General features: G+C 33.2%; 18 protein-coding genes. 10 read left to right on the forward strand and 8 right to left on the reverse strand.

Annotated features, from left to right (window positions below):
- Window positions 1-23 precede the first annotated feature (23 nt).
- Window positions 24-1,154, forward strand: a complete 1,131-nt coding sequence (locus ACJBCC_RS01815; protein WP_299099420.1) for a TlpA disulfide reductase family protein — start codon at window positions 24-26, stop codon at window positions 1,152-1,154.
- 37 nt (window positions 1,155-1,191) lie between these two features.
- Here ACJBCC_RS01815 and ACJBCC_RS01820 read toward each other — a convergent pair whose 3' ends face one another.
- The gene (locus ACJBCC_RS01820) at window positions 1,192-2,292 is read right to left on the reverse strand and encodes an OmpA family protein (protein ID WP_299099422.1); all 1,101 of its coding nucleotides are present in this window, start codon (window positions 2,290-2,292) and stop codon (window positions 1,192-1,194) included.
- Window positions 2,293-2,572: 280 nt separating this feature from the next.
- Window positions 2,573-3,427: a formyltetrahydrofolate deformylase gene (gene purU, locus ACJBCC_RS01825; protein WP_407556230.1), complete on the reverse strand. Its 855-nt coding sequence runs from the start codon at window positions 3,425-3,427 to the stop codon at window positions 2,573-2,575.
- Between the two features lie 145 nt (window positions 3,428-3,572).
- Between purU and ACJBCC_RS01830 the strand changes: the two genes are divergently transcribed.
- From ACJBCC_RS01830 to ACJBCC_RS01845, 4 genes are all read left to right on the forward strand, one after another.
- Window positions 3,573-7,010, forward strand: a complete 3,438-nt coding sequence (locus ACJBCC_RS01830; protein ID WP_407556231.1) for a methylmalonyl-CoA mutase family protein — start codon at window positions 3,573-3,575, stop codon at window positions 7,008-7,010.
- Between the two features lie 149 nt (window positions 7,011-7,159).
- Entirely contained in the window at window positions 7,160-7,633 is a 474-nt protein-coding gene (locus ACJBCC_RS01835) for an OsmC family protein (protein WP_407556232.1), read from the forward strand.
- Window positions 7,634-7,878: 245 nt separating this feature from the next.
- Entirely contained in the window at window positions 7,879-8,418 is a 540-nt protein-coding gene (locus ACJBCC_RS01840; RefSeq protein WP_407556233.1) for a sigma-70 family RNA polymerase sigma factor, read from the forward strand.
- A 58-nt stretch (window positions 8,419-8,476) separates the two neighbouring features.
- Entirely contained in the window at window positions 8,477-9,091 is a 615-nt protein-coding gene (locus ACJBCC_RS01845; protein WP_407556234.1) for a DEAD/DEAH box helicase, read from the forward strand.
- A gap of 3 nt (window positions 9,092-9,094) precedes the next feature.
- Here ACJBCC_RS01845 and ACJBCC_RS01850 read toward each other — a convergent pair whose 3' ends face one another.
- Window positions 9,095-9,490: a hypothetical protein gene (locus tag ACJBCC_RS01850; protein WP_407556235.1), complete on the reverse strand. Its 396-nt coding sequence runs from the start codon at window positions 9,488-9,490 to the stop codon at window positions 9,095-9,097.
- Window positions 9,491-9,613: 123 nt separating this feature from the next.
- On the opposite strand from ACJBCC_RS01850, the gene ACJBCC_RS01855 reads away from it, so the two are divergent.
- On the forward strand, window positions 9,614-10,051 hold the full coding sequence (locus ACJBCC_RS01855; RefSeq protein WP_407556236.1) for an Lrp/AsnC family transcriptional regulator: 438 nt from the start codon (window positions 9,614-9,616) through the stop codon (window positions 10,049-10,051).
- Here ACJBCC_RS01855 and ACJBCC_RS01860 read toward each other — a convergent pair whose 3' ends face one another.
- The 3 genes from ACJBCC_RS01860 to ACJBCC_RS01870 are packed head-to-tail and all read right to left on the reverse strand — an operon-like array spanning window position 10,052 to window position 12,624.
- Window positions 10,052-11,026 carry a YpdA family putative bacillithiol disulfide reductase gene (locus ACJBCC_RS01860; RefSeq protein ID WP_407556237.1) on the reverse strand — a complete coding sequence of 325 codons (975 nt, stop codon included), beginning with the start codon at window positions 11,024-11,026 and terminating at the stop codon, window positions 10,052-10,054. It lies immediately after the preceding gene.
- Window positions 11,027-11,035: 9 nt separating this feature from the next.
- Window positions 11,036-11,413 carry a VOC family protein gene (locus ACJBCC_RS01865; RefSeq protein WP_299099438.1) on the reverse strand — a complete coding sequence of 126 codons (378 nt, stop codon included), beginning with the start codon at window positions 11,411-11,413 and terminating at the stop codon, window positions 11,036-11,038.
- A complete protein-coding gene (locus ACJBCC_RS01870) occupies window positions 11,413-12,624 on the reverse strand; it encodes an MFS transporter (protein ID WP_299099439.1) in 1,212 nt (403 codons plus the stop codon). Before ACJBCC_RS01870 ends, ACJBCC_RS01865 begins: the two co-directional genes overlap by 1 nt.
- 234 nt (window positions 12,625-12,858) lie before the next feature.
- On the opposite strand from ACJBCC_RS01870, the gene ACJBCC_RS01875 reads away from it, so the two are divergent.
- Window positions 12,859-13,461, forward strand: a complete 603-nt coding sequence (locus tag ACJBCC_RS01875) for a DUF1684 domain-containing protein (protein WP_299099441.1) — start codon at window positions 12,859-12,861, stop codon at window positions 13,459-13,461.
- Window positions 13,462-13,575: 114 nt separating this feature from the next.
- On the opposite strand, the gene crcB is transcribed toward ACJBCC_RS01875, so the two are convergent.
- Window positions 13,576-13,941, reverse strand: a complete 366-nt coding sequence (crcB, locus tag ACJBCC_RS01880; protein WP_299099443.1) for a fluoride efflux transporter CrcB — start codon at window positions 13,939-13,941, stop codon at window positions 13,576-13,578.
- A gap of 45 nt (window positions 13,942-13,986) precedes the next feature.
- The gene (locus tag ACJBCC_RS01885) at window positions 13,987-15,021 is read right to left on the reverse strand and encodes an SRPBCC family protein (protein ID WP_299099445.1); all 1,035 of its coding nucleotides are present in this window, start codon (window positions 15,019-15,021) and stop codon (window positions 13,987-13,989) included.
- An 89-nt stretch (window positions 15,022-15,110) separates the two neighbouring features.
- Here ACJBCC_RS01885 and ACJBCC_RS01890 point away from each other — a divergent pair, with 89 nt between their 5' ends.
- The 3 genes from ACJBCC_RS01890 to ACJBCC_RS01900 all read left to right on the forward strand — a co-directional run bounded on the left by ACJBCC_RS01890 (window position 15,111) and on the right by ACJBCC_RS01900 (window position 20,191).
- Window positions 15,111-17,147: a dipeptidyl-peptidase 3 family protein gene (locus ACJBCC_RS01890; protein ID WP_407556238.1), complete on the forward strand. Its 2,037-nt coding sequence runs from the start codon at window positions 15,111-15,113 to the stop codon at window positions 17,145-17,147.
- A gap of 169 nt (window positions 17,148-17,316) precedes the next feature.
- Window positions 17,317-18,474: a DUF3095 family protein gene (locus ACJBCC_RS01895; RefSeq protein WP_407556239.1), complete on the forward strand. Its 1,158-nt coding sequence runs from the start codon at window positions 17,317-17,319 to the stop codon at window positions 18,472-18,474.
- A 202-nt stretch (window positions 18,475-18,676) separates the two neighbouring features.
- Window positions 18,677-20,191: a phospholipase D family protein gene (locus ACJBCC_RS01900; RefSeq protein ID WP_407556240.1), complete on the forward strand. Its 1,515-nt coding sequence runs from the start codon at window positions 18,677-18,679 to the stop codon at window positions 20,189-20,191.
- Window positions 20,192-20,349: the final 158 nt, after the last annotated feature.

Below are 20,349 nucleotides of genomic sequence, written 5' to 3' on the forward strand. Positions count from 1 at the left end.
AGTTAACAAAACTATCATATTTAATGGAATTAATTAGAAACAGAATCCTTATTGTATTGTTAATTTTTATCGGTTTTGGCAATGATGTTCAAAGCCAGATTAAAGTTTCAGAATTTTTACAGGAATCTAAGATTGCATCTGCAGAAAATAATAAGTTATATTTTGTCGATTTTTGGGCGACTTGGTGTGGACCTTGTATAACAGCAAAGGAGCATTTAGGCGTATTACAAAAGCAGTTTCCAGACGATTTATATATTGTTTCATTAACTTCAGAGAACCCTTTAGTTGTAGAACGTTTTTTAAAAAAGAAGCCTGCTGACTTGGCAATAGCTATTGATTATAATAAAGAAACGTTCAAAAATTATGAAGTTGCTGTATTGCCAGATGGCGTACTTTTTAATAGCCAAGGAAAAGTATTATGGCGAGGTGGCGCACCAGATTTGAAGAAGGAAGTTGTTTCTCGTTTTTTAAGACAGCAGTCTTCTAAATCATCATTAAACTCTTTTTTTAGTGTAGAAGTTATTGAAGAGGATATTGTTTCAGAATATGTGCCAAGTGAAGCGTTAGAGATAAAAGCACTAGATCATAAGGTAGATGAATTAGCAGTAGTAGATGCTAAAGATTATTTAAAATTAACAGGATCATTAAAGCAAATCGTGGGTTATCTCGCAAAAATTTATAAAAATCAGATTATCTTAGATGAGAGTCTTAATACTAATTACGAGGTTTATTTTAAAAAACCTTTGAATACAAATGAAAATTTGGCTGTTAAACTTGTTAATGAAATGAATCTCGGTGTTGTTAGAAAATACAATGAAGGTGAAGGGATTAGTTTTGTAGCAGATGCCTCAAAGTTTTGGGATACCAAACAAATAGATTGGGGAAGTAATAATGCCAAATATTTGGTTGGTGATGCTCAAATAAAAGCAGATAATGTATCCTTAAGAGATGTGGCTTATCAATTGGCTTACGTTTTAGATATGCCAATAATTGTACCAGAAGATAATTTGGTAAGCCTTTCTCTACATGATTGGGACTTTCATTATAAGTTCTTTCAGTTGATGCAGTCTGATTTAGAAGATAACTTCGGTATCACTGCAGAAAAGAAAATAGTATCATATCCTGTTTATCATATACAAAAAAAAGCTCCTTAAATAAGGAGCTTTTTTATGCGGTTGTAATACGTAATTCTTAGTTACTGATAACTCTAAATTCTGTACGTCTGTTGTTTTGGTGTTGAGACTCAGAACAGTCAACGCCATTAGAACATCTGTTTCTTAATTTAGTTTCTCCAAATCCTCTTGCAGTTAATCTGCTTCTAGAGATACCTTTAGATACTAAATAGTTTACTACAGAATTAGCTCTTTGTTGAGATAAAGATTGGTTAAAATCATCGTTACCTCTAGAATCTGTATGAGACATAATTTCAATACTTACGTTAGAATCAGTTAAGATTGGTAATAAAGTACTATCAATTGTCTTTTTAGAAGCTCCTGTTAATCTTGCACTACCTAATTCGTAATAAACTGGTAATACATTAGGATCTAATAATTCACATTCAACTTCTTCCCAAGTAGTAATTCCACCTTTTTTGTCTAATACTGTTCTCGTTACAGTTTGGTACTGTGCAGCAATTGTATTCGTAGTAGTAGAAGCTGGCGTGTCAATAACTCTTTTCTTAATAGTAGTGTACTCAGCAGGAATATCAATTTCATCCATTCTTGCAGGTGTTTTGATAACACGTTTTTTGTAAGATGTCGTTTGTTCAGCTACAGGTACAGAGTTTGTACTAGCGTCTGAAGATAATGTTGTAAATCCAACATCTCTAGATTGTGCAGGATACTCAACGAAACAAGCAGCAACACAATCATCTTTATTTACAGAAGGACAATCTTCTAATATTTTGTATTCCCATCCTGAAGTTTGAGGGTAAACTTCAAATGTTCTAGAATCGTTACCAAAAGAAGCTGGTACAACTTTTAAGTCTGTACGGCTTTCTTGTTTAACGTAAGGTACTTCTACTGTTTCGTAAGTCGCAGGTACGTAAACAAACTTTTTAGAAGCTTCTTTTACTAATACGCTTTCTTCTACAGTTTTGTATGTTGCAGGTACAACTTTCAAAGTTGTGTAAGCAGGATACGTTTGTATTGTTTCTTCTACTTCTTTAAAAGAATCTTTAGTGATACATTTTACGTAACATTTTCCTGGTTCTGGATTGGTTGGTAAACCTTGTGCTTGTGAGAAGCCAATTCCGGCTATAAAACACACCAATAATAATAGCTTTTGTTTCATGGATAAAATAATTAAATTAGTTAATAGATAACATTTTGTTCAACAAGAAAAATATTTCCTTGCATATTATTAGATACAATAATATAAGAATGGTCACATTAACTTTTAGTTAGGATACCTGCTAATGAATAAAGTGTTGCTTTTTGGAAGATTTGATTGTGAATAATCAATAAAGGGTGTGGCAATATATGAAATAATTCAAATTTTTAACATAAAAAATATGAATTATTTATATTATTAAGAATTATTACTAAAACTAATTTGGTTTTTAGGAAAATATTTAAGAGAAAATAACAGTCTTATTATTAAAAACCATCACTTTTCTATTCGCATGAAGTTTAATAGCATTAGACAATACTATTTTTTCTAAGTCCCGTCCTTTGGCAATTAAGTCTTTAATAGAATGTGTGTGAGAAACATGTGCAACATCTTGTTCAATTATTGGTCCTGCGTCTAGCTCTTCAGTAATATAATGACTCGTTGCTCCAATAATTTTTACACCACGCTTGTAAGCAGAATGATATGGTTTTGCGCCAACAAAAGCAGGTAAGAAAGAATGATGAATATTAATGATCTTATTAGGATATTTATCAATTAAAGTTTCAGAGACAATTTGCATATAACGCGCTAAAACTATGAAGTCAATATTATGTGCTTCTAAAAGTTTTAATTGCTGTTGTTCGGCTTCTTGTTTTGTGCTTTTTGTAACAGGTACATGATAAAATGGAATATTAAAACTATCTGCAATAGGTTTTAAATCCATATGATTACTTAATATAAAAGGAATTTCAAGAAATAATTCTCCAGAGTTATAACGGCCAAGAATATCATATAAGCAATGGTCGTATTTTGATACAAATAAAGCCATTTTTGGTTTCTTCTCCGCAGCATAAATACGCCATTTTAGCTTAAATTTATCAACTAAAGTGCTTCTAAATAATTCTTTAAAAGCTTCAATAGAAAATGAATCAGATAAAAACTCACATTCTAATCGCATAAAAAAGATGTTTTGCTCTCTATCTACATGCTGATCTATGTAAACAATATTACCATCGTTTGAAGCCATAAAATTGGTCACCGAAGCGATAATATTAGACTGATCTTCGCAATTAATAAGTAAGGTTATTTTCTGCATAAAATTAAACTTGAATGAGCTGATAAAAGTAATTAAAAATGTAAGCGATACAGACTTTCTTTAAGTTTTAGATATTTGTTGATTATTGCTGTAATTTTTTGAATAATCCGTAAATTGCAAGCCTAAAACAGATTATTTTTTAAGAATGATACAAGCTATACCATATAAGCCAAAATATAAAGTAAGAATAGTTACTGCTGCTTCTTTATTTGATGGACACGATGCATCTATAAATATAATGCGTCGTATTATTCAGTCTACAGGTGTTGAAGTCATCCATTTAGGGCATGATAGAAGTGTAGATGAGGTTGTAAATACAGCTATTCAAGAAGATGCTAATGCTATTTGTTTAACCTCTTATCAAGGTGGTCATAACGAGTATTTTAAATATATGTACGATCTTTTAAAGGAAAGAGGTGCAGAACATATTAAAATTTTTGGAGGTGGAGGAGGTGTGATTCTACCTTCTGAAATTAAAGAATTGATGGATTACGGAATCGCTAGAATTTACTCTCCAGATGATGGTCGTGCGATGGGTTTACAGGGCATGATTAACGATTTGGTGGAGCAGTCGGACTTTGCGATTGGAGACACTTTAAATGGCGAATTAGAAATACTTCCAACTAAAAACCCAAAAGCAATTGCTAGAGTGATTTCTTCTGCCGAAAACTTTCCAGAAGTTGCAAAAGACACTTTAGATAAAATTCATATTAAAAATAAAGATTCTAAAACCCCAGTTTTAGGAATTACAGGAACTGGAGGCGCAGGAAAATCTAGTTTAGTAGATGAATTAGTTCGTCGTTTTTTAATAGATTTTCCGGAAAAAACAATTGGTTTAGTATCTGTAGACCCTTCTAAACGTAAAACTGGTGGTGCACTTTTAGGTGATCGTATTCGTATGAATGCTATCAATTCGCCAAGAGTTTATATGCGTAGTTTGGCAACACGTCAATCTAACTTAGCATTATCTAAATATGTTAATGAAGCGGTTGAGGTTTTAAAAGCTGCAGAATATGATTTAATTATCCTAGAAACGTCAGGAATTGGACAGTCTGATACTGAAATTATTGAGCATTCTGATGTTTCACTTTATGTTATGACACCAGAATTTGGTGCTGCAACACAATTAGAAAAAATCGATATGCTAGATTTTGCAGATCTAGTTGCCATTAATAAATTTGATAAACGTGGTTCTTTAGATGCCTTACGCGATGTAAAAAAACAATACATGCGTAATAACAATCTTTGGGATACACCTCAAGAAGAATTGCCTGTTTACGGTACAATTGCATCACAATTTAACGATCCAGGAATGAATACGCTTTACAAAGCCATCATGGATAAGTTGGTTGAAAAAGCAGATTCTGACTTAAAATCTACTTTCCATATTTCGGATGAAATGAGTGAAAAGATTTTTGTGATTCCGCCAAGTAGAACACGTTATTTATCTGAAATTGCTGAAAATAACCGTGCTTACGATAAAACAGCAAACACTCAAGTTGAAGTTGCACAGAAATTGTACGGAATTTACAAAACTATTTGTTCCGTAATGGATGTCACATCGAGTACAGTCGAGATATCTCTTATTGGCAAGCAAGGACTAGATCAAGACGAGATCCTGAAACAAGTTCAGGATGACAATAAGACCTTTATAAAACTCCTTATTGCTGAATTCGACCGTGTAAAATTAAACTTAGATCCTTACAATTGGGAAGTTATTACCGGTTGGGACGAAAAAGTAAATAAATATAAAAATCCAATCTATAGCTTTAAAGTAAGAGATAAAGAGATTAAAATTGAAACACATTCTGAGTCATTGTCTCACTTACAAATTCCAAGAGTGGCTTTACCAAAGTATCAAGCTTGGGGAGATTTATTACGTTGGACGTTGCAAGAAAACGTACCAGGAGAATTCCCATATACTTCAGGATTATATCCTTTTAAACGAACAGGAGAAGATCCAGCACGTATGTTTGCAGGAGAAGGTGGACCAGAACGTACTAACAGACGTTTTCACTATGTGAGTGCAGGTTTACCAGCAAAACGTTTATCTACCGCTTTTGATAGTGTTACTTTATACGGAAATGATCCGGATTTACGTCCAGATATTTATGGTAAAATTGGTAATGCAGGAGTAAGTATTTGTTGTTTAGATGATGCTAAAAAATTATATTCTGGTTTCGATTTAGCAAACGTTATGACATCAGTAAGTATGACCATTAATGGGCCAGCACCAATGTTGTTAGGTTTCTTTATGAATGCTGCCATAGATCAACAATGTGAATTTTACATTAAAGAAAATGGTCTTGAAGGCGACGTAGAAGCAAAAATAGCGAAGCTTTATAAAGATAAAGAACGTCCTTCTTATAATGGCGATTTACCAGAAGGGAATAATGGTTTAGGATTGATGTTATTGGGTGTTACGGGAGATCAAGTATTACCAGCAGACATTTATGCAGACATTAAAAAGAATACGATTGCGCAAGTAAGAGGTACTGTTCAAGCAGATATTTTAAAAGAAGACCAAGCACAAAACACCTGTATTTTTTCTACCGAATTCGCGTTGCGATTAATGGGAGATGTACAAGAATATTTTATCGAGAATAATGTGCGTAATTTCTATTCGGTTTCAATTTCTGGATATCATATTGCAGAAGCAGGCGCGAACCCAATTACACAATTAGCTTTGACGTTATCTAATGGTTTCACTTACGTGGAATATTATTTAAGTCGTGGTATGGACATCAATAAATTTGGACCAAACTTATCGTTCTTTTTCTCAAACGGAATCGATCCAGAATATGCCGTAATTGGTCGTGTAGCTCGTAAAATTTGGGCAAAAGCCATGAAGCATAAATATGGTGCAAATGCAAGAGCGCAAATGTTGAAGTATCATATTCAAACGTCTGGACGTAGTTTACACGCTCAAGAAATTGACTTTAACGATATACGTACAACGCTTCAAGCTTTATATGCTATTTACGATAATTGTAACTCATTACACACTAATGCGTACGATGAAGCTATTACAACGCCAACAGAAGAATCGGTGAGACGTGCTATGGCAATTCAATTAATTATCAATAAAGAATTAGGATTAAATAAAAACGAAAACCCAATTCAAGGTTCTTTTATTATTGAAGAATTAACCGATTTAGTTGAAGAAGCCGTATTACAAGAATTTGACAGAATTACAGAACGCGGTGGTGTTTTAGGAGCTATGGAAACGATGTACCAACGTAGTAAAATACAAGAAGAGAGTTTGTATTATGAAACGTTGAAGCATAACGGGAAGTTCCCAATTATTGGCGTAAATACGTTTTTAAGTTCTAAAGGTTCTCCAACGGTTATTCCTGCGGAAGTCATTAGAGCAACAGAAGAAGAAAAGCAATTTCAGATTAAAACTTTAGAGAATTTACATAAAGCAAATGATACTAAATCGATGCTTAAAGACTTACAAAACAAAGCCATTAATAACGAAAATATTTTTGAAGCCTTAATGGATGTTTGTAAAGTTTGTAGTTTAGGAGAAATAACGTCAGCGTTGTTTGAAGTAGGTGGTCAGTATCGTCGTAATATGTAAGCAGAGAACCACTTTTTGCCTTTTCGCAAAAAGTGTGTGAATCGCTTATGCTGAGCGCAATCGAAGTATCTTTTGAAGAACTTTAAATATAATTATAAAAAAAAGCGTTTCATTTTTAGAAACGCTTTTTTTACTTTCAATAAAAAGTTATGTCTATAAAACACACTTTTAAAGCACAAGTCAATTGGACTATTAATGAAGGCGGAAGTACGAGTAATCCAAGAACCTTTAGCCGAAATCATGAGGTTCTAATTGCCAATAAAACGTCGGCATTACAAGTGTCTGCAGCAGAACCCTTTAGAGGCGATGACGCGTTATACAATCCAGAAGATTTATTATTGTCGGCTTTAGTTTCATGCCATATGATGTCTTATTTATATGTGTGTGCACAACATAATATTGAAGTTTTAAGTTACACAGATGGTGCGGAAGGTAATTTAGAAGTGGTAGCAAATGGTAGTGGAAGTTTTAAATGTGTGCGATTAAAACCAGTGGTGACTATCAAAGATTCTGACCAAAAAGATTTAGCATTACGTCTTCATGCTAAAGCAAATGCACTTTGTTTTATAGCTAATTCTTGTAATTTTCCTATTTCGCATGAAGCCACTATTGTTGTGGCATAATTCACATTGAAAAAAATAATGCTATTGTTTTGCATCTTTTCTGAAACACTCTCGTCTATTATATGAACAATAAAATCATATATCATGAAAAATATAGAATGTAACTGCAACTGCGATGGTTGCTCAAAAGGAAATTGCAACAATTGCACATGTGATAACTGTACATGTACCAATTGTAACTGTTAAATTACTGTTAGTTCGGATACGATATTTTGCATCCGAACTAATTTTAATTAAATTAGAATATGACTACAAAAGAGGTTTGGGGAATTTATGCAGAAGATGTAAAATACTTTATTTTAAGTAAAGTAAAGAATACATCAATTACAGAAGATATTCTGCAAGACACTTTTATTAAAGTGCATACCAAACTTCACACATTAAAAGATGAGACTAAGCTTAAACCATGGCTATTCTCCATTGCACGTTATACAATCTTAGATTATTTTAGAACAAGTAAACATGCGTTTCCCGTTGAAGAATTAGAGTTAGAAGCAGACCCAGAACCCAAAGAACATTCTGAGCAAGATTGCTTAAGAGGTATTATAAAAAGTTTGCCTAAAAAATATAGAGACCCTTTGTTTTTGTCTGATATTAAAGGCTTAAAACAACAAGAGGTTGCTAACCAATTAAAACTATCGTTACCAACGGTAAAGTCACAAATACAGCGTGCTAGAAAACAGATAGCGCAAGGATTTATGGATTGTTGTGGCTTTAAAATGAATGACCAAGGACATTTGGTTGGAGAAATACAAGACAAAGCAGACTGTAAAGTTTGTCATTAATAGTATCTTTGGAGCTTCATGCTTAAATTATTAATCGAGCTATTTTATAATCAACACCATGTCTTTCAAAAAACTACACCCTTTATTAAAAGAATCTTTAGAAAACGCAGGTTTTGAAACTTCCAATTCATTTCAGAAAAAAGTATTACCTGTTTTAAAAGGTGGCTCAGATGTATATGTTATTGCGCCTAAAGGCAAGGGGAAAACGACAGCATTGATTATAGCAACGATTCATAAATTAAAAGCGGCTGCTTTTGAAGATTCGCCAAGAGCAATTATTGTGGTAAACGATAAGCAAGATGCATTAAACTTAAAAGAAGAATTTGAGAAATTTACATATCCAACAGATTTAAGAGTTTATGCGCTTTATGATGAGTATGATATTGAAAAACAGAAAACAGAAGTCTACTACGGACAAGATATTGTTATTGCAACACCTTCTCGATTAAGTAAACTGTATTTTTTAAATGGAATTCATTTAGGTGAAGTTCAACTATTTGCTATTGAGGACGCCGATTTTTTAGCTCGAAATAACGGTTACAATCATATATTAAGATTATCTGAAAGTCTTACTAAATGTCAGTTTGTTATTATTGCAGATGAGTTAAATTCTAAAATAAAGAATTATCAGAATTCATTTATGAGTAATGCCCAATTGGTAAAGCAGAAATAAATATTATAGCGTCATCATCCAATGATGCTTCAATTTTCTAAATTTCCTTAATTCACCACGAAGAATTGGTAAGTATTCTCTACCATTACTATTAGATTTTTCAAGTCTTCTACAGTTACTATACAAACGTGTCGTTAAGATATCTAAACTCTCTAAATGCTTGTTTTTTTTATCTGTGCAACGTTCTCGTTCTGCACTTATAATTCTAGGCGCAAGATTCGTAGATTGTTGAATTATATCTCCTGTGAAATAGATGTGTTCATCCTCAGACCCATCTGTATTTAAATAAGATAAATCTTGATTTAAATAGGTTGATATGCTTCGAGAGAGCACAATAATATCCATTGCCTTTTGATATACAGGCAGTTCGGAAAAATTAGATGGTAGGTTATAATTCATATTTTCAATAGCAATACTGACGAAATTAAGCACTAAAAATTGAAGTTAACTTTAGATTTTAAAGCAAATACGTATATTTGCTTTAATAATATTTTAATTACTGCATTTTAACTTTAATAAATTATGGATAATTTGAATTGGAAGATTTTAAAGTGTCTTCAACAGAATGCAAGAGTGTCTAATGCCGAGATTGGAAGACAAGTTGGTATAACATCTCCTGCAGTTTCCGAACGTATAAAAAAGATGGAAGATGCGGAAATTATACAAGGTTATACAACCTTTATTTCGCCCTTTGAAGTCGGTTATCAGCTAAAAGCACTTATTACATTAAGAGCATTTATGGGTATGCTAAAACCTTTTTTAGAAAAAGTTAAAACCTATGACGAAGTGGTTAATTGCTACCGAATTACAGGTAATGAAAATATTGTAATGGAAGTTGTTTTAAAAAATCAAAAGCATTTAGAAAGCTTCATAGATCAATTAATTAGCTTCGGCGAAACAAAGACACAAATTGTATTGTCTCATGTGGTAAAGCACAGCGAAATAAAACCACTAAAATAGTTAGCCAATACTTTGTTCAATATGAGCGGCTATTATTTTAGCATGAATTCTTGAGTTTTCAATAAACCATTTATGTGTTTCTAGTCCACCACAAATTACACCTGCTAAATACATACCTTCAACATTAGATTCCATGGTGTTCTCATTATAAATAGGAATTTGTTTTCCGTCTCTAGATAATTCAATTCCGGCTTTGGCTAAGAATTGAAAATTTGGTCTGTAGCCTGTTAAGGCAATTACAAAATCATTAGGAAGTGTTATTTTGCCATTCGGCGTATTTACACTTATTTCATTGGCTTTAATTTCCGTAATATCAGAATTAAAATAGGCTTTTATACTTCCTTCTTCAATTCTATTAATAATATCTGGTCTTACCCAATATTTTACACGTTCGCCAACAGCATCATTTCTAATAATCATTGTTACATGGCCACCTTTTCTATAAATTTCTAAAGCGGCATCTACAGATGAATTACTAGCACCTACTATAGCAACATTTTGTAAAGTATAAGGATGCGCTTCTTTATAATAATGTAACACTTTTGGTAAATTCTCACCAGGTATATTTAGCAAATTAGGAATGTCATAAAACCCAGTCGCAATAATTACTTTTTTGGTGTTATAACTGTTTTTATCTGAAATTACCGTAAATCCATCAGCTGTTTTTTCAAAAGATTGCACTGCCTCAAATAAGTTTATATGTAATTGATTTGAGGTTGTAACACGTCTGTAATATTCTAAAGCTTCACTTCTGGTAGGCTTCGGGTTATTGCTAATAAACGGAATATCATCAATTTCTAATTTATCTGAGGTGGAAAAAAATGTCATATTTAAAGGGTAATTAAATAAGGAATTGGTTAAAGCTCCTTTTTCAATTACAGTGTATTTCCAACCACGTTTTTTACATTCTAGTGCGCACGCAATTCCAATGGGTCCAGCACCTATAATTATAACGTCTTTAAGTTCAGTATTCATTTTTCAATTTTAATTGATTCGCCAAGGTGGATTTTTTCTGTTGCTTCCAGCATGATAGATAATTATCTCATGTCCATCAGGATCATTTAAATGTATATCAGTCCACAACCAAGATTGATCAGCAATTTCAGAATTAAAAGTAATACCTTTTTCTTTGAGTTCAGAAACCGTTTTAGAAAGATTTTCAACTTCAAAGTAGAGTGTTATCCCTTTATTAATAATTAAATCTTCCGTCTGATGAAGGGAAAATGTTGTATCGCCTTCAGGACATTCAAAACGCGCGTATCTTGGTAAGGCGTCTACAATTAGATTTAATCCCAGTTTTTTATAAAATCTGACAGACCTTCTAGTGTCTGTTGATGAAATTGTTATTTGATTTAAATTCATTAAAGATTATTTTTTATTCGTTTTTGCAGCCAAATAGAAAGTAGTACAGCTATAACACTATACAAACCTGTTATTATCCAATTAATTTGGTAGCCAAGATTATATATGATATCCATGCCTATTTTTGGTCCAACTATTGAGGCTAAGGCAAAAGACATAGTATATAAAGCCATATAACTCCCTTCATTACCCTTTTTTGCTCTACTCAAAGCAAAAGCATTAGTGTAGGGAAACCCTATCATTTCAGCAAAAGTTAATAATATTATATTTATGACTAAAATGCCAACCCAAGCATCAAATAAGAGTACAAAGTAACTAATGGCAAATAAAACTGCACTTATTAATATGAGTTTAGTATGTGACATATTTTTAGACTCTAAATACGCAATTAGTGGCATTTCTAGCGTTACAATTATTGCACCATTGATAAACATAATAAATCCTGTTTGTAATTCGGTTAAGCCATAAGCATCAAAATGATAAATTGGAATTGAAGTTATTAATTGAAAAAATGATAATGCAATTAAAAAACTAATCCCAAAAAAGATGAGGAATGACTTATCTTTATAAACCGCATTTCTATTTTGTTTATGTATTAATTTTTCTTCCTGCGTAAATTTTCGTTTCGTTTCTTTTATAATAAATCTAAACAGTATTATTGCCAAAATACAAGTGATTCCATCTATCCAAAATAAAAGATTGTAACCATCTAAACCAATGATAAATCCGGCAATTATTGGACCAAATGCCATGCCTAAATTAATAGCCAACCGCAATAGGGTAAGCGATCTTGTTTGGTTTTCGGGTTTACTATATGTTTTAAGCGATACAAATAAAGCTGGTCTAAAGGTGTCCGCAATACTCATAAGAATCAGTATACAAATACACAAGCCTAAGAACGATGTTATGTATTGTAAGGCAATAAAACCAAATCCAGTTAAAAGTAAACTGTAAAACATAACTTTATAAAAACCTATCATATCGGTTAATTTTCCACCTAACCAAGAGCCTATAAATGAACCTATACCAAAGCACATTAAAATAGTCCCAGCATCTGGAATTGAAAATTCTAAATTTTCTTTTAGATACTTAGATAGAAATGGAATAACCATTGTACCAGCTCTATTTATTAGCGTGATGAGTGCGAGCCACCAGATTTCTTTAGAAAGCCCTTTAAAATTATTGATGTAGTTGTTATATAATGTTTTCATGTTATTGGTTGGTATAAAAATAAAAAGTCCGACGATAACGTCGGACTTTTAAATATTGTTAATTAGTATATGTGTATAGCTACAATAGATAATGCATCCGAAGGATTCTCGAAGAATTCGATTTGGTTTGCTTTGTATATCTAATGACTTGAAACATTATTTTTCTTTATTTACTGAGTTCAAAGCTACAATAAATTTTTGTAAATCGTATTTTTGAATTTCAAAATTTTAGAAATGAAGACTATTTTAATACTCCTTTTTGTAACATTATCAATGAGTTGCACTCAGAGTAAGCAGCCAATTAAGGAAGGTACAGCTTGGCAGAAAAAAATGAATGCAGACTTTAAGGATGCTTCAAAATCGCCTTTAAAGTCAAAGGACAGAAAAACTTTTAGTGGTTTAGACTTCTTTGATTTTGATTCTACTTTTGTGGTAACAGCTGCTTTAAAAAGAACACCAGATACAGAATGGTTTGAAATGAAAACCACAACAGATAGATTGTCTTTAGAGCGCGTTTTTGGCGTGTTAACCTTTAATATTAATGGAAAATCTTTTCAACTCAATGTTTATCAAGGAAAAGAATTAATGCGTGAAGAAGGTTTTGAGAATTACCTGTTTTTACCGTTTTTAGATAATACCAATGGAAACTCTACCTATGGTGGTGGACGCTATATCGATTTAAATATTCCTGATGGCGATACCATGATCATTGACTTTAATACTGCTTACAACCCTTACTGTGTTTATAATGATAAATTTTCTTGTCCAATTGTGCCTAGGGAAAATTATATTGATACAAAAATTGAAGCAGGTGTGAAGATGTTTGTGAAAGAGTAGAATCTTTTTAGTTTCAAAGTTTCAGAATTACTCCGTTTCAGAGCTTCAAAGTTCTAATTTGAAATTTTTTCTTTGCGGCTTTGCGATTTAGCGAGAAAAATTAATTTCCAACATCTACTTAGCCAAATACATGCCTAAAAACACGGCTAAAAATCCAATTATAAAACTAGCAATAGTATAAATAGCGAAACTCATAAAGTCGCCAGATTTCAAAAATATATGATTCTCATAAGCAAAGGTTGAAAATGTTGTAAATCCACCACAAAAGCCAGTAGCTAGAAGTAATGTTTGACTCTGTGATAACGTGTCGTTTTTTGCGGCAAGTCCTAAGATTATTCCAATGAGTAAACTTCCTATAATATTGGCTGCAAACGTTCCGTAAGGAATACCAGTTTCAGAATTATTAAGCCATTTTCCTATAATATATCGTAAGGAACTTCCAAACCCTCCACCAAGAAAAACGAGTACTATTTGTTTCAAATTTATCCTTTTACTTTATTGTTGTTTGCTTTCAGTCTTCAGTCTTCAGTCTTCAATCTTATCCTCAACTTCTACATAAATCTCAGTTACCCATTTCGCAGGATTTAACTCACTCATAGGATCATTTAAATAGGTTTCGAGCATTGCGCCACCTTCAACCATAACTAAATCATTAGCCGAAATATATTTCATAGTGGTTTCCCATGCTTCTCGTAGGTTGCTATAGTTTCCGGTTAATACTGTTTTTACAGCTCTAAAAGAGTCTAGTTGTCCTGTTAAAATATCGTCTTCAGTGGTTACGACTTTAGAATTTGTTGGTATGCAACAAGAAAAAATAACAGCATCGTTTGCTTCATCCCATTTATGATATAAAATAAAAGGAGGTCCAGCCATAGTTACATTATGAGTCATAGCATAAGCACCAACTTTTGGAAGCATTGCAGTCATGTTTTTTTCAAAATCACTAAATTTACAAGACATGGTGTTGTATAAATAATAACCACCACTATGTTGTGTAACACCTTCAGTTTTTATGCTATAAACTTTCATCTCTTTTTGAATAACACTATCTAAAAGTGTTAATCCTCGTTCATAATGAGGTCCAATTTGTTTTTCCATGCCTCCCATAAACGTAGAAAACATCTTGAACACAAAAGGTAAATCCTTACCAGATATAGTCCACGTTACTTCAGTAGCACCATCTTTGGTTGGGTTAAAATCCCAAGAAACATCAGATTTAGGAAACTCTCCAAATTGCATTTCTTGTGTTATAGAAGTGTTTGGTGTTGCTTTTATTGTTTTCATAACACCGATGCCATCTTCGTCTTCCCATGTGTACGATCCACCAACACCTTTGGTATTTTCGTCAAGTGTCATTATAAGTTCTGGGTTTTCTTCTTTCCAAGAATTCCATGGTTCCCAGTTTTTAAAGTCAATCACATTATCGTACACAACAGAAGGTGGTGCTTTAATGATTTTGCTGCGTGTAACTTCAAAAGAATTAGGTTGTACAGCAATATAAATTGACAATCCTATAACGAGGATCAGCAATAAGAAAAGTATATATTTAACAGCTTTCATTTACTAAGATTATTTTGCGTTTCTCAAAGATAGTGATTTTATGATATGTGATATAAACCTTATCTTTGGTTTCAACTAAAAAATATAACATGAATATAAAATCATTTTTAAAAATTGGTCTTTTTGCCTTATTAATAGTGGGTTGTAAGGATCAAGTTCAAACTGAAATTGCTGAAGCAGAAGCGACTGTGGAACAAGAATTCAGTTTTAATGTTGAAGAATTTGCAGACATTAAGGTTCTACGTTATCAAATTCCAGGTTGGGATAATTTAACCCTTAAAGAGCAAAAGTTAGTGTATTATTTAACGGAAGCAGGTTTGGCAGGTAGAGACATTATGTGGGATCAAAACTACAGACATAATCTTGCTATCAGAAAAGCTTTAGAAACGGCTTATACAGAATATAAAGGCGATAAATCCACGTCAGACTGGACAAATTTTGAAACCTATTTAAAACGTGTTTGGTTTAGCAATGGTATTCATCATCATTACTCAAATGCTAAGATAGTGCCAGAATTTTCAAAAGATTATTTAAATAAGTTATTGTCAGCAACGAGTGCAACGTTAGAAGGCGAAGCGTTTGAGGTATTGTTTAATGATAAGGATTCTAAAAAAGTAAATCAAGCCAAAGGTGTTGATAATGTATTAGAATCTGCCGTTAATTTTTACGGACCAAATGTTACAAACAAGGATGTTGAAGATTTCTACAAAACTAAAAAATCGCCAGATCCAAAGAAGCCATTATCTTATGGCTTAAACTCGCAATTGGTAAAAGAGAATGGTGTTTTAAAAGAGCGCGTTTATAAATCTGGTGGACTTTACGGTTCTGCAATTGATGAAGTTGTAAAATGGTTAGAGAAAGCAAAAGGTGTTGCAGAAAATGAAGCTCAAGGCAATGCTTTAGGCTTATTAATTGACTATTACAAAACAGGCGATTTACAAACTTGGGATGATTACAATGTCGCATGGACAGCAGCAACAGAAGGCAATGTAGATTATATTAATAGTTTTATTGAAGTGTACAATGACCCATTGGGTTACAGAGGCTCTTATGAAACTATTGTACAAATTAACGATTTTGATATGTCTAAAAAAATGGCTGTGTTATCTGATAATGCACAATGGTTTGAAGACAATTCGCCTCTAATGGCAGAACACAAAAAGAAAGATGTTGTTGGTGTAACCTACAAAGTAGTTAACGTAGCTGGTGAAGCTGGTGATGCATCGCCAAGTACGCCAATTGGAGTTAATTTACCAAATGCAAACTGGATTAGAGCTGCCGTTGGAAGTAAATCTGTATCCTTAGGAAACATCATCCATGCATACAATAATGCTGGTGGTTCTGGTCGTTTAAAAGAATTTGTAAATGACGAAGAAGAACTTCAACTTGAAGAAGCATACGGACAATTAGCAGATAAATTACACACAGCGTTGCATGAAGTTATTGGTCATGCCTCAGGACAATTAAATCCTGGTGTTGGTGAAACAAAAGAAACACTTAAAAATTATGCATCTACTCTAGAAGAGGGAAGAGCTGATTTAGTTGGTTTATATTACTTATACGATTCTAAATTACAAGAATTAGGATTAGTTGAAGACTGGAAAAAAGTTGGGAAAGCGGCTTACGATGGTTACATCAGAAACGGTTTAATGACGCAGTTAATTCGTTTAAATCTTGGTGATGATGTAGAAGAAGCGCATATGAGAAACAGACAATGGGTTTCTGCTTGGGTTTTTGAAAAAGGAAAAGCAGATAACGTTATTGAAAAGGTTACCAGAGACGGAAAAACGTATTTCAATATTAATGATTACGAAAAACTACACGCACTTTTTGGTGAATTATTAAAAGAAACACAACGCATTAAGTCTGAAGGCGATTTTGCAGCCGTTGAAGCTTTAGTAGAAGGATATGGTGTAAAAGTAGATCAAGCAATACACGCTGAGGTTTTAGAACGAAATAAACAATTTCCGTCGCCTCCTTATAGTGGTTTTGTAAACCCAGTGTTGGTACCAGAAACAAATGATGCTGGCGACATCACAGCAATTAAAATTACACAGCCAAATGCTTTTGCAGAGCAAATGCTAAACTATAGTAAAAACTACAGTCATTTACCTGCAGTAAACTAATTCATTTAGAAACTTAGGAGTATAAAAGCACTTGCAATTCTGTAAGTGCTTTTTTGTAGGATAGATTATTTTTTTTAAGATGAATGTTATTGCGCATCATATTAAAAAAAGGAATAATTTAGAGGCAAAGGAAGATGATCAAATTTAAACAAAATAGCGTGAGCCCAAAATGGTAGAAAACCTAAAATACTATAACCATCTACAAAAACATACAGGTACACTTGTAGCGTTGCTAGATAATGCATCTGCTTTTTCAGATGTGCCAGATACTTGGCATGTTGTTGTAGTCGATATTTTAAATTCTACACAAGCTGTGGATCAAGGTAAACATCATAAAGTTAATTTAACAGCCACAGGCGCTATTATTTCCGTTTTAAATTTTATTAGAAAAGCAAAGCAAGGTGTAGAAATTCCCTACTTTTTTGGAGGTGATGGTGCAACCTTTATAATACCGACTTTATTTTTAGATAACATCATACAAATCTTAGATAATTACAGTATTCATATAAAAAACCACACAAATTTAGTACTTAGAGTAGGTCATATTTCGGTAAGTTATTTAATGGGTCAAGACTATGGTTTAAAAATGGCAAAGCACCAATTAACCAACCAATTATCAATACCTGTTGTTTTAGGTGATGGTCTAAAGAAGGCTGAAGACATTATTAAAACTAATTTTGAAGAGAAGCGGACTAATTTCGAAAAAATGCTTTTGAATTTAGAAGGCATGGAGTGCCGTTGGAAACAAATTGAGCCAGACCAATCTGAGAAAAAAGTAGTGTGTTTGTTGCTAGATGCTCGCCATGAAAAAGATCAAAGATTAATTTACAGAGACGTCATTAATAAAATGGATAGGGTGTTTGGCGATTTTAATGAACGCCAAATTATTAAAACAGATAATTTAAAATTGAATTACAGTATTCTCACTATTTGGGAAGAGATGAAAATTAGCTTACACAAGCAAAGCTTAGGTTACTTGTTTAAAAAATGGTTCTCAACTCTTATTGGTAAATTTTATCTCAACCTGTCTGCTGACGGTAAAAACTATTTAGAACAGATTGGGCAATTATCGCACACCTTTATGCTAGATGGTATGATTAACACAGTTTTTACAGCAGAACAATCTAAAATAGATGAATTTACAACCTATTTAAATCAACTCGAAAAAGACAACAAACTCATTTATGGTATTCACGTGACGCATGCATCAGTAATGTCATGCTACGTGTTAGACCGAAAAACCAAACACTCACACTTTGTCGACGGAACAGAAGGCGGTTACACCTCTGCAGCAAAAATGTTTAAGCAAAAGTTGAAAAACCAATAGTTGCAGAGTTTTTATCAAATTCGTCAGTTCGAGTGAATTTTTCGATTGCAATGCGTAAAATTAGTATCGAGAACAAGAATTTATACTCAAAATCACTCGAACAGACGTTTTATCATATTTTTGTTTCAATAGACTAAAATAATTTACAACAATGCAAACCCAACCAAAACAGTCACAATACCATTTCTTAAAGCAAAACATCATGTTTTTATGGCTAGCATGCGTTGTAATCATATCCTGTAAAAACGAACCAGAACGTCAAGCAAAAACCGATTTTTGCGCCAGTATTCACAGAGACGAAAGCACATCTCTATCTAAAGAACTGGCATCACTCAACGCCAAAATGGAAACCCAAACAGGTGTTTATGTGTTAGAAGACGGAAGCGGTTCTATGGTCGCCAGAGCGTGGTTGAGCGAGTATGCCGAAAAAACCATAGACATTCAATATTTTATATTTTCATTAGATAATGTAGGTCTCATCGCTTGCGATTACCTTATTAGAGCCGCAGATCGTGGTGTAAAAGTGCGCATCCTTGTAGATGATATTATGGTAGATGCAGATATCGAAGATATTTTAAGCTTTGCATCTCATGAAAATATTACTGTAAAAATCTACAATCCTGGTGTTAACTTAGGCAAAAACCTATTCGGGAAACTAAAAACCTTCACAACCGATTTTAGGTCTGCCAACCAACGCATGCACAACAAAACTTTTATTGTAGATGGTAAAGTAGCCATTACAGGCGGACGCAATATTGCAGACGAATATTTTGATTACGACCACGAGTACAATTTTAGAGACAGAGACATACTTTTATTAGGCAAAGTTTCAAAAACCATGAATACCTCTTTTGAGGACTTCTGGGTTAGCGATTTAAGCCAAGACGTTACCACTGTAGTAGACCAAGTGCCAACCAACGCAACCGAATCCAACAGATTTGATGCCTTGCATGAGTATGCCTGTAACCCAGAAAATTTCTGGCCACAAGTAAGAACACGTATTGCTAACCTGCCAGAAACCTTTAAAAACATTAATGCCTCCGGAAAATTAGTATGGTTAGATGATGTGCAATTTATTTCAGATATTCCCGGAAAAAACGATGGCACTAACGGACTAGGAGGAGGCGGACGCTCTACCACAGCATTAATAGAGTTGGTAAAAAATGCAAAAACGACCATAGACATTCAATCACCATATTTAATCACAGGCAGTTTAGCGCAACGCTTATTTACAGAAGCCACAGCAAGAGGTGTAAAAGTGAGAATCCTCACCAACAGTTTAGCCTCAACCGACAATTTAGAAGCCTTTAGCAGTTACCAAAGCACCAGAGCAACCTTATTAAAAACAGGTGTACGCATTTTTGAGTTTAAACCAGATGCCGAAGAACGCATAAGTATTATGACAGGCGAACTGCAAGAAACCCTAGAGCACAAACCCATTTTTGGCTTACATGCCAAATCTATGGTTGTAGACAATAAAATCACTGTGGTTGGTACTTTTAATTTAGACCCAAGAAGTGCCAATTTAAACACCGAATGCGTAGTCATTGTTAACTCACCACAAATCTCAGAAGGCGTTTTAAAAGGTATGGAAATAGAGTTTAAGCCCGAAAACTCTTGGGAAACTACTTTAGAGTACAATCCAGATGCTGAGGTAGATAACTACAAACGTCTTAAAACTTGGACGCGCAAAATTTTGCCAAAGTCTATTTTGTAACGCCTTTGGTGTCCTCTTTTAAATTTGAAAAATACGTAGATCTACGTATAGGTTTCTTCTTACTTTTTGTTAATTTTAGGAACTATAAGAACAATTTGAAAAAGTACTGGAATACCAATTATAAGTTGGGGTACCTCTTACGTCGAGTTTTATATAAC

This window comes from Winogradskyella sp. 4-2091 (assembly GCF_045765065.1).
Taxonomy (GTDB): domain Bacteria; phylum Bacteroidota; class Bacteroidia; order Flavobacteriales; family Flavobacteriaceae; genus Winogradskyella.

Coding starts and splice junctions, on each gene's coding strand:
- ACJBCC_RS01815 (WP_299099420.1), top strand. CDS start 24: ATGGAATTAATTAGAAACAGAATCCTTATTGTATTGTTAATTTTTATC.
- ACJBCC_RS01820 (WP_299099422.1), bottom strand. CDS start 2,292: ATGAAACAAAAGCTATTATTATTGGTGTGTTTTATAGCCGGAATTGGC.
- purU (WP_407556230.1), bottom strand. CDS start 3,427: ATGCAGAAAATAACCTTACTTATTAATTGCGAAGATCAGTCTAATATT.
- ACJBCC_RS01830 (WP_407556231.1), top strand. CDS start 3,573: ATGATACAAGCTATACCATATAAGCCAAAATATAAAGTAAGAATAGTT.
- ACJBCC_RS01835 (WP_407556232.1), top strand. CDS start 7,160: ATGTCTATAAAACACACTTTTAAAGCACAAGTCAATTGGACTATTAAT.
- ACJBCC_RS01840 (WP_407556233.1), top strand. CDS start 7,879: ATGACTACAAAAGAGGTTTGGGGAATTTATGCAGAAGATGTAAAATAC.
- ACJBCC_RS01845 (WP_407556234.1), top strand. CDS start 8,477: ATGTCTTTCAAAAAACTACACCCTTTATTAAAAGAATCTTTAGAAAAC.
- ACJBCC_RS01850 (WP_407556235.1), bottom strand. CDS start 9,490: ATGAATTATAACCTACCATCTAATTTTTCCGAACTGCCTGTATATCAA.
- ACJBCC_RS01855 (WP_407556236.1), top strand. CDS start 9,614: ATGGATAATTTGAATTGGAAGATTTTAAAGTGTCTTCAACAGAATGCA.
- ACJBCC_RS01860 (WP_407556237.1), bottom strand. CDS start 11,026: ATGAATACTGAACTTAAAGACGTTATAATTATAGGTGCTGGACCCATT.
- ACJBCC_RS01865 (WP_299099438.1), bottom strand. CDS start 11,413: ATGAATTTAAATCAAATAACAATTTCATCAACAGACACTAGAAGGTCT.
- ACJBCC_RS01870 (WP_299099439.1), bottom strand. CDS start 12,624: ATGAAAACATTATATAACAACTACATCAATAATTTTAAAGGGCTTTCT.
- ACJBCC_RS01875 (WP_299099441.1), top strand. CDS start 12,859: ATGAAGACTATTTTAATACTCCTTTTTGTAACATTATCAATGAGTTGC.
- ACJBCC_RS01885 (WP_299099445.1), bottom strand. CDS start 15,021: ATGAAAGCTGTTAAATATATACTTTTCTTATTGCTGATCCTCGTTATA.
- ACJBCC_RS01890 (WP_407556238.1), top strand. CDS start 15,111: ATGAATATAAAATCATTTTTAAAAATTGGTCTTTTTGCCTTATTAATA.
- ACJBCC_RS01895 (WP_407556239.1), top strand. CDS start 17,317: ATGGTAGAAAACCTAAAATACTATAACCATCTACAAAAACATACAGGT.
- ACJBCC_RS01900 (WP_407556240.1), top strand. CDS start 18,677: ATGTTTTTATGGCTAGCATGCGTTGTAATCATATCCTGTAAAAACGAA.